Source organism: Caulobacter sp. CCH9-E1 (assembly GCF_001556515.1).
GTDB lineage: Bacteria > Pseudomonadota > Alphaproteobacteria > Caulobacterales > Caulobacteraceae > Caulobacter.
In genome coordinates this window covers 1-7261 of sequence record NZ_LSJA01000124.1, presented here as the reverse complement: position 1 = coordinate 7261, position 7261 = coordinate 1, and the positions used below count along the sequence as shown (strand labels likewise).

Sequence of the window (7261 nt, the reverse complement as noted above, 5' to 3'; positions counted from 1 at the left end):
AGCTAGCCCCCTCCGGCCCTCTGGGCCACCTCCCCCGCATCGCGGGGGAGGATCTTAAATCCGCCCTCAGCCGACCATCACCTTGCCATCGACCCGCCGCGCGATGCCCAGCGGGTTGTCGGTCTTCAGCTCGGCCGGCAGCAGGGCTTCGGGCAGGTTCTGGTAGCTGACCGGGCGGAGGAAGCGGGCGATGGCCAGGGTGCCTACCGAGGTCGTGCGGCCGTCGCTGGTGGCCGGGAACGGGCCGCCGTGGACCATGGCCGGGGCCACTTCCACGCCCGTGCCGAAGCCGTTCACGAGAATGCGGCCGGCCTTCAGCTCCAGGGTCGGCAGCAGGGCCGCGGCGATGCCGTGGTCGGCCTCGTCCATGTGGATGGCGATGGTCAGCTGGCCTTCGACAGCGGCGATCACCTTCTCCAGCTCGGCCTGGTCGGCGGCGCGGACCACGACCGAGGCCGCGCCGAACACTTCCTCGTGCAGGTGCGGATTGGCCAGGAAGTCCTTGGCCGCGACGCTGAACAGGGCCGCGCGGCCGGTGTGGCTGCCGTCGGGACCGGGGACGCCGCGGGCGACCGTGGTCACTTCCTTGGCCTCGGTCAGGGCCGCGACCCCATGGGCGAAGGCCTGGCAGATGCCGGGGGTCAGCATGACCGAGGCCGGAGCCGCCTCGACCGCCTTGCCGGCGGCTTCGACGAAGGCGTCCAGCTCGGGACCCTCGATCGCCAGGATGAGGCCCGGATTGGTGCAGAACTGGCCCGCGCCCAGGGTCAGGGCGGCCACGAAGTCCGGGGCGATCGCCGCGCCGCGCGCCTTCAGGGCGGCGGGCAGCATGATCACCGGGTTGATGCTGCTCATCTCGGCGTAGAACGGGATCGGCTCGGGACGGCCCTGGGCGATGGCCAGGAGGGCCAGGCCCCCGCGGCGCGAGCCGGTGAAGCCGGCGGCCTTGACGCGCGGATCGGCGACCAGGGCCTGGCTGACCTCGTAGCCGCTGTCGTGGATCATCGAGAACACGCCCGGGTGCAGGCCGCAGGCGGCGACGGCGGCCTGGATGGCGCGGCCGACCAGCTCCGAGGCGCCGGGGTGAGCCGGGTGAGCCTTGACGATGACCGGGCAGCCGGCCGCCAGGGCCGAGGCGGTGTCGCCGCCGGCCACCGAGAAGGCCAGCGGGAAGTTTGACGCCCCGAACACGGCCACGGGACCGAGCGGCACGTTGCGCAGGCGCAGGTCCGGTCGCGGCAGCGGCTTGCGGTCCGGCTGGGCCGGGTCGATGCGAGCTTCCAGGAAGCCGCCGTCGCGCAGCACGCTGGCGAACAGGCGCAGCTGGCCCACGGTGCGGCCGCGCTCGCCTTCCAGGCGCGGGCGGGGCAGGCCGGTCTCGGCCATGGTGCGGACGATCAGGTCGTCGCCGATGGCCTCGATGTGCTCGGCGATCGATTCCAGGAAGGTGGCGCGGGTCTCGTAGGGCAGGGCGCGGTAGCTGGCGAAGGCCTCGTGCGCCAGGGCCGCGGCCGCGTCGACATCAGCCTTGGTCGCGCCGCCGAACGCGGGCTCCAGGATCTCGCCGGTCGCCGGATTGACGCCCTTGATCTCGCCGTTGGTCCCCTTGCGGCTTTCGCCGCCGATCAGAAGCTGGCCGGTCAGATGCACTTTGGTCGTCCTGCAAGTGTTGTCGTTGCGATCGCTATAGATGGGAGCGCTAACATGACAAGTCCATGCGCGCGATCCGGCTTTCGGCGCGAAGTTGTCCGCGGCCGTTCCCGAAGGGGGCTTTGAAGCCCGGTTTCGCATAGGCGCCAAGTAAATCCTCCCCCTAGCGGGGGAGGTGGCGCGAAGCGCCGGAGGGGGAAGGTCTGCGGAGTTTCCGCCGAGACTTCCCTCTCCGTCGGCTACGCCGACACCTCTCCCTTGGGGAGAGGATTTTACAGCGACTGCCCGTCGTCGACCGTGAACACGCTGCCCGTCACCGCCCGCGCCGCGTCCGAGCACAGGTACAGCGCCGTGCCGGTCAGGTCGTCCTCGTCCATCAGCCGCTTGCGAGGGAAGCTTCCGACCAGCCGCGCGCCGCCCTCGGTGTCGAACCAGTCGCTGTTCAGTTCGGTGCGGATGTAGCCCGGGCAAAGGACGTTGACGTTGATCCCCTTGCGGGCCCATTCGCGGGCCAGGCTCTTGCCCATCATGGCCGTGGCGGCCTTGGACGCGCAGTAGGCGGTCACGCCGGGCAGCACCTTGTGCGCGCCGATCGAGGCGACCAGCAGGACGCGGCCTCGGCCGGTCTGCTCGGACCCGGCCAGGATCATCCGCCGCGCCCCCTCGCGGGCCGTCAGGAACACGCCGCGGGTGTTGACGCCCATCACCTTGTCGAAGTCCGCCGCTTCGATGTCGAGGGCCGAGCCCTGGATGTTGATCCCGGCGTTGGCGATCACCGTGTCCGGCGCGCCCAGGCGGTCGCTGATGGCGTCATAGCCGGCGATGATCGAGCCTTCGTCCTCGACGTCCATCGAGAAGGCCGCCGCGTTCGGGCCGATCTCGTCGACCAGCGCCTCCAGCCGCTCGGCGCGGCGCGCGGCCAGCGCCACCTTGGCCCCGGCGTCTGCGGCCCGGCGGGCCAGATGCGCCCCGATGCCGGACGAGGCGCCGGTGACCAGGACGGTCCTTCCGGTCAGGTCGATCATGCTCTCTCCCTTTTTTTCGCCAAGGTGGCCGGGGCGAGGGCTGATGTCGAGCCGCCCGCGAGGGCAAGTACGAGCGTTCAGCGCGCTCTATGCTCGGCGTAGGCGAGATGGAGTTGTAGGAAATCAGAGACTTGTCACTTTTACAGGCTTCTGGATCATCCGCGTCCGCTGGCGCCGTACCTTTGTGTCATGGCCCAGAAAAGCGAAGACATCGAAGCCGCCCTCAACGCCATCGAGGAGTTGGTCTCCCTGACCTACGCCAAGGCGGCGTCAGAGATTCTGACCGCCAGCGAGGACAAGACCTCCGAGGCGCGGATGGAGATCGCCGCCAAGACCGCGAAGGCCGGCCGAGCCATCAAGCTGTTCCGGGGAAGCGCCCGCCGGGTTGGCCGCGCGCTTTCGAGCTTGCAGCGCGCCGCCAAGGCCGACGACGGCCCCGACCGGAACACTACGGAGACCCCAATGAATGACGACGTCCCATGGAACGCCCAGCGTATCGCCGAGCTTCATGCCGAGGTGCGCGAACGACTGGCGAAGTTTGCTGGATCCCGAGAGCTTAAATACCTGGCTGAGCGGGATCGACGAGAGCCGTCCGGACCTGGCGAGCCAATTGGCGGACAGCCTTCGAACGCTCCGCCTCCGGGCGGACCACCAGGTTCCCCCGCCTAATCCTTGGTCCACCTGGCTGTTCCTTGGCGGGCGCGGCGCGGGCAAGACCTATGCTGGCGCCGCCTGGCTGATCGAACAGGCCGGCCTTGGCGCTCGGCTGGCCTTGGTCGGTCCCACCTTCCACGATGTGCGTGAGGTGATGATCGAGGGGCCGTCCGGCCTCCAGGCGCTGTCGCCGCCGGACGAGCGCCCCCGCTGGGAAGCCTCCCGCCGGCGCCTGGTCTGGCCCAACGGCGCCTGCGCCTACGCGTTCTCGGCCGAGGACCCCGACAGTCTGCGCGGCCCGCAGTTCCACGCCGCCTGGGCCGACGAGTTCTGCGCCTGGCCTAAGCCCGGCGACACCCTGGCCATGCTGCGCTTCGGCCTGCGCCTGGGGACCGATCCGCGCCTGGTCGTGACCACGACGCCCAAGCCCCATCGGGCGCTCAAGGTGTTGATGGCCGAGCCCGGCGTCTCCCTGACCCGCGCGGGCACCAGCGCCAACGCCGGCAATCTCGCGCCCGCCTTCCTGCGGACTGTGGAGAGCCTCTACGGCGGCACCCGCCTGGCCGCCCAGGAGCTGGACGGGGTCATCGTCGAGACCGACGGCGGCCTGTTCCGCGCCGAGGATCTCGCCCGGTGCCGCGCCGCGCGGCCGGCGCGTCTGGACCGCGTGGTCGTCGCGGTCGACCCGCCTGCCACCGCCGGCGGCGACGCCTGCGGGATCGTGATCGTGGGCCGAAGGGACGACCGCGCGTTCGTGTTGGCCGACGAGACCGCGCGGGGATTGTCTCCCGCCGGCTGGGCGGGCAGGGCCGTGGCCGCCGCGAGGCTGTGGAACGCCGACGCCCTCGTCGCCGAGGCCAACCAGGGCGGCGACATGGTGCGGTCGGTGCTGGCCCAGGCCGACCCGCCGTGCCGGGTGAAGCTGGTGCGGGCGTCGGTCGGCAAGCGCGCGCGGGCCGAGCCGGTGGCCGCGCTCTACGAACAGGGCCGGGTCCTGCACTGCGGATCGTTCGTGGCGCTGGAGGAGGAACTGATGGCGCTCGGCTCCGGCGACCTGGAACACAGCCCCGACCGCGCCGACGCGCTGGTCTGGGCGGTCAGCGAGCTGATGCTGGGCTCGGTGCGGCGGCCGAGGCTGAGGGCGTTGTGAGGGGCGCCGATGATCAAGATCCTCCCCCGCGATGCGGGGGAGGTGGCCCAGAGGGCCGGAGGGGGCGAGCGCTGGCGACTTCCAGTATTCGCCCGACAGCCGTCTCCGGCAAGGCGAGGATGTCTCGAGCCGGAATGCGGAGCGTGACGATCCCGCGATCTTCCAGCCACGCGTCACGCTCTGCGTCTCTGCGCGGTCGACTATCGAAGCAATGCCATTCGCCATCGACCTCGACGGCTAGACGCAAGGCCTCGCAGTAGAAATCGAGAATGTAAGGACCAACAGGATGCTGTCGGCGGAATTGTAGCCCGCCGATCTTGCGGCCCTTCAATTCACGCCAAAGCAAACCTTCGGGCAGCGTCAGCTCTCGGCGGAAGCGTTGCGCCGTCAGTCTCTGCACAAGGGGAGGTCTCATTGGCTTCTCCGGTGCTCGCCCCCTCCGTCGCTCCGCGACACCTCCCCCGCATCGCGGGGGAGGATCTTTGAGAGCGTTCGCCTCCCCCACAACCCTACATCGTTCCTCATTCGTTCTCAACTCCATCCACCGGAGCCCCCCGCCATGCTCTTCTCCAAACCGCGCCCGCCCGAGCGCAAGGATTCCCGCGCCGCGCGGCTGATCGCGCTGACCACGGGCGGGCGGCCGCAGTGGACGCCGCGGGACTATGGCGCGCTGGCCGCCGAGGGGTTCGGCAAGAACCCGGTGGCCTATCGTTGTGTCCGCATGATCGCCGAGGCCGCCGCCGCCACGCCTCTGGCGGTGTTCGTCGAGGGCCGCCGCGCCGACGACCATCCGCTCAAGCGGCTGCTGGACCGCCCCAATCCCGAGCAGGGCGGACCCGATCTGATGGAGGCGTTCTTCGGCAATCTGCAGGTGGCCGGCAACGGCTATCTGGAGGCGGCCGGCGACGGCGCGCCCGCTGAGCTCTACGCCCTGCGCCCCGACCGGATGACCGTGGTTCCTGGCCCGCGCGGCTGGCCGCTAGCCTATGACTACCAGGCCGCCGGGCGCACGGTGCGGATCGGGCGGGACGGCGACGGCTGGCTGCCGGTGCTGCACTTGCGGCTCTTCAACCCGACCAGCGACCACTACGGCTTCTCGCCGCTGGAAGCCGCCGCCTTCGCGATCGACGTCCACAACGCCTCCAGCGCCTGGAACAAGGCGCTGCTGGACAACTCCGCCCGGCCCTCCGGCGCGCTGGTCTACTCATCCAAGGACGCCGGCGACCGCCTGACCGACGAGCAGTTCGACCGGCTGAAGACCGAGCTGGCCAATGCTCACTCCGGCCAGGCCAACGCCGGCCGGCCGTTGTTGCTGGAGGGCGGGCTCGACTGGCGGGCCATGTCTCTGAGCCCCGCCGAGATGGACTTCACCGAAGGCAAGCACGCCGCCGCCCGCGAGATCGCCCTGACGTTCGGCGTGCCGCCGCAGCTGCTCGGCATCCCCGGCGACAACACCTACGCCAACTACCGCGAGGCCAACGCCGCCTTCTGGCGCGGGACGGTGGTTCCGCTGGCCGAGCGGGCGGCGCGGGCCCTGACCGCCTGGCTGGCGGTGAAGTTTCCCGGCGCGCGGATCGCTCCCGACCTCGACGCGGTCCCGGCCCTGTCGGCCGAGCGCGACGCCCTGTGGAGCCGGCTGGAGGCGGCGTCGTTCCTGACCGACGCCGAGCGGCGGCGGCTGGCGGGGCTGGAGCATTGAGCGCGCCCGCCACCCGCTGGCGGCTGGACCGCCAGGTGTCGGCCGCCGTGCTGGTGGCCGTGGCCCTGCAGGCCGCCGCCGCCCTGCTGTGGGCCGGCAAGGCCTCGGCGCGGATCGACGAGATGCAGCGTCGGCTGGAGGCCCAGGCCCCGGTGGCCGAGCGCCTGGCGCGCCTCGAGGCCCAGGCCGACGCCACCCGCCAGTCGCTGAACCGCATCGAAGCCAAGCTGGAGCGTTCGCGATGAGCGAAGACTTGAAGATCGAAGGCTACGCGTCCCTGTTCTGGACCCGAGACCTCAATGACGACGTCACCGCCGCCGGCGCCTTCGCCGAGAGCCTGGCGGCCGGGACGCCCGTGAAGATGCTGCACCAGCACGACGAGGCCGAGCCGATCGGCGTCTGGGACGCGGTCGTCGAGGACGCCAAGGGGCTGTTCGTGCGGGGGCGGATTCTGCGGACCACCCCGCGCGGCCGCCTGGTCGCCGCCCTGGTCGAGGCCGGCGCGCTGGACGGCCTGTCGATCGGCTTTCGCCAGGTGAAGGCGCGGACGCAAGGCCGCCTGCGCGTGCTGTCCCGCGTCGAGCTCTGGGAGGTGTCGATCGTCACCTTCCCGATGCTGCCGGGCGCTAGGCTGACCCTCAGTTCCGGATCAGCCTGAGCAGGGTGCCGTCCGGGTCGATCAGGGCGGCCATGATCTTCTTATCGCCGGGCGGGTGCAGGCGGGGGAAGCCCTCGGTCTTCTCCTCGATCCCGGCCGCCTGGCAGACCGCGTAGAAGCCCTCGAGATCGTCCAGGCGCAGGCAGCAGGCGAAGTTGCTGGTGGCCGGCTTCAGGCCCGGAAACGGGAAGAACTCCAGCGTCAGCCGGCCGCGCTCCAGCACCATCCAGCCCGGATCGCGCGAGGCCCGCTCGAAGCCGAGGGCCGCATAGAAGCTCTCGGTCGCGTCGAAGTCGCTGGACGGAAGATTCGGCGTGGCGCGGTCAGGCATGGCGTCAGAGTCGCGTGAAGGCGCGAGGCTGGCAATAGGAGATCCTCCCCCGCGACGCGGGGGAGGTGGCCCAGAGGGCCGGAGGGGGCGAGCT

The 7261-nt window shown here is 70.9% G+C and carries 8 protein-coding genes and 1 pseudogene; 5 read left to right on the top strand and 4 right to left on the bottom strand.

Annotated features, from left to right (window positions below; translation table 11 throughout):
- Window positions 1-66: 66 nt before the first annotated feature.
- Window positions 67-1650 carry an aldehyde dehydrogenase (NADP(+)) gene (locus AX690_RS08265; protein ID WP_066682774.1) on the bottom strand — a complete coding sequence of 528 codons (1584 nt, stop codon included), beginning with the start codon at window positions 1648-1650 and terminating at the stop codon, window positions 67-69.
- Between the two features lie 272 nt (window positions 1651-1922).
- Entirely contained in the window at window positions 1923-2675 is a 753-nt protein-coding gene (locus tag AX690_RS08260) for an SDR family NAD(P)-dependent oxidoreductase (RefSeq protein ID WP_066682773.1), read from the bottom strand.
- Between the two features lie 189 nt (window positions 2676-2864).
- Here AX690_RS08260 and AX690_RS24220 point away from each other — a divergent pair, with 189 nt between their 5' ends.
- Both AX690_RS24220 and AX690_RS08255 read left to right on the top strand, forming a co-directional pair.
- Complete coding sequence (locus tag AX690_RS24220; RefSeq protein ID WP_369798187.1) at window positions 2865-3344, top strand: hypothetical protein; 480 nt, start codon at window positions 2865-2867, stop codon at window positions 3342-3344.
- Complete coding sequence (locus AX690_RS08255; protein WP_369798186.1) at window positions 3286-4479, top strand: DNA-packaging protein; 1194 nt, start codon at window positions 3286-3288, stop codon at window positions 4477-4479. Before AX690_RS24220 ends, AX690_RS08255 begins: the two co-directional genes overlap by 59 nt.
- A gap of 13 nt (window positions 4480-4492) precedes the next feature.
- Here AX690_RS08255 and AX690_RS22150 read toward each other — a convergent pair whose 3' ends face one another.
- Window positions 4493-4894: an endonuclease domain-containing protein gene (locus AX690_RS22150; protein WP_082769569.1), complete on the bottom strand. Its 402-nt coding sequence runs from the start codon at window positions 4892-4894 to the stop codon at window positions 4493-4495.
- On the opposite strand from AX690_RS22150, the pseudogene AX690_RS08245 reads away from it, so the two are divergent.
- The 3 genes and pseudogenes from AX690_RS08245 (at window position 4893) to AX690_RS08235 (ending at window position 6836) form a co-directional block, all read left to right on the top strand.
- Window positions 4893-6178 (top strand): annotated as a pseudogene (locus AX690_RS08245) (phage portal protein). The gene AX690_RS22150 and the pseudogene AX690_RS08245 sit on opposite strands and share 2 nt — an antisense overlap.
- Window positions 6175-6423 carry a hypothetical protein gene (locus AX690_RS08240; RefSeq protein ID WP_066682769.1) on the top strand — a complete coding sequence of 83 codons (249 nt, stop codon included), beginning with the start codon at window positions 6175-6177 and terminating at the stop codon, window positions 6421-6423. Before AX690_RS08245 ends, AX690_RS08240 begins: the two are co-directional and overlap by 4 nt.
- Window positions 6420-6836 carry an HK97 family phage prohead protease gene (locus tag AX690_RS08235; protein WP_066682768.1) on the top strand — a complete coding sequence of 139 codons (417 nt, stop codon included), beginning with the start codon at window positions 6420-6422 and terminating at the stop codon, window positions 6834-6836. Before AX690_RS08240 ends, AX690_RS08235 begins: the two co-directional genes overlap by 4 nt.
- Here AX690_RS08235 and AX690_RS08230 read toward each other — a convergent pair.
- Complete coding sequence (locus tag AX690_RS08230) at window positions 6817-7167, bottom strand: bleomycin resistance protein (protein ID WP_066682767.1); 351 nt, start codon at window positions 7165-7167, stop codon at window positions 6817-6819. The genes AX690_RS08235 and AX690_RS08230 overlap by 20 nt on opposite strands.
- Window positions 7168-7261: the final 94 nt, after the last annotated feature.

Coding starts and splice junctions, on each gene's coding strand:
- AX690_RS08235 (WP_066682768.1), top strand. CDS start 6,420: ATGAGCGAAGACTTGAAGATCGAAGGCTACGCGTCCCTGTTCTGGACC.
- AX690_RS22150 (WP_082769569.1), bottom strand. CDS start 4,894: ATGAGACCTCCCCTTGTGCAGAGACTGACGGCGCAACGCTTCCGCCGA.
- AX690_RS08230 (WP_066682767.1), bottom strand. CDS start 7,167: ATGCCTGACCGCGCCACGCCGAATCTTCCGTCCAGCGACTTCGACGCG.
- AX690_RS24220 (WP_369798187.1), top strand. CDS start 2,865: ATGGCCCAGAAAAGCGAAGACATCGAAGCCGCCCTCAACGCCATCGAG.
- AX690_RS08260 (WP_066682773.1), bottom strand. CDS start 2,675: ATGATCGACCTGACCGGAAGGACCGTCCTGGTCACCGGCGCCTCGTCC.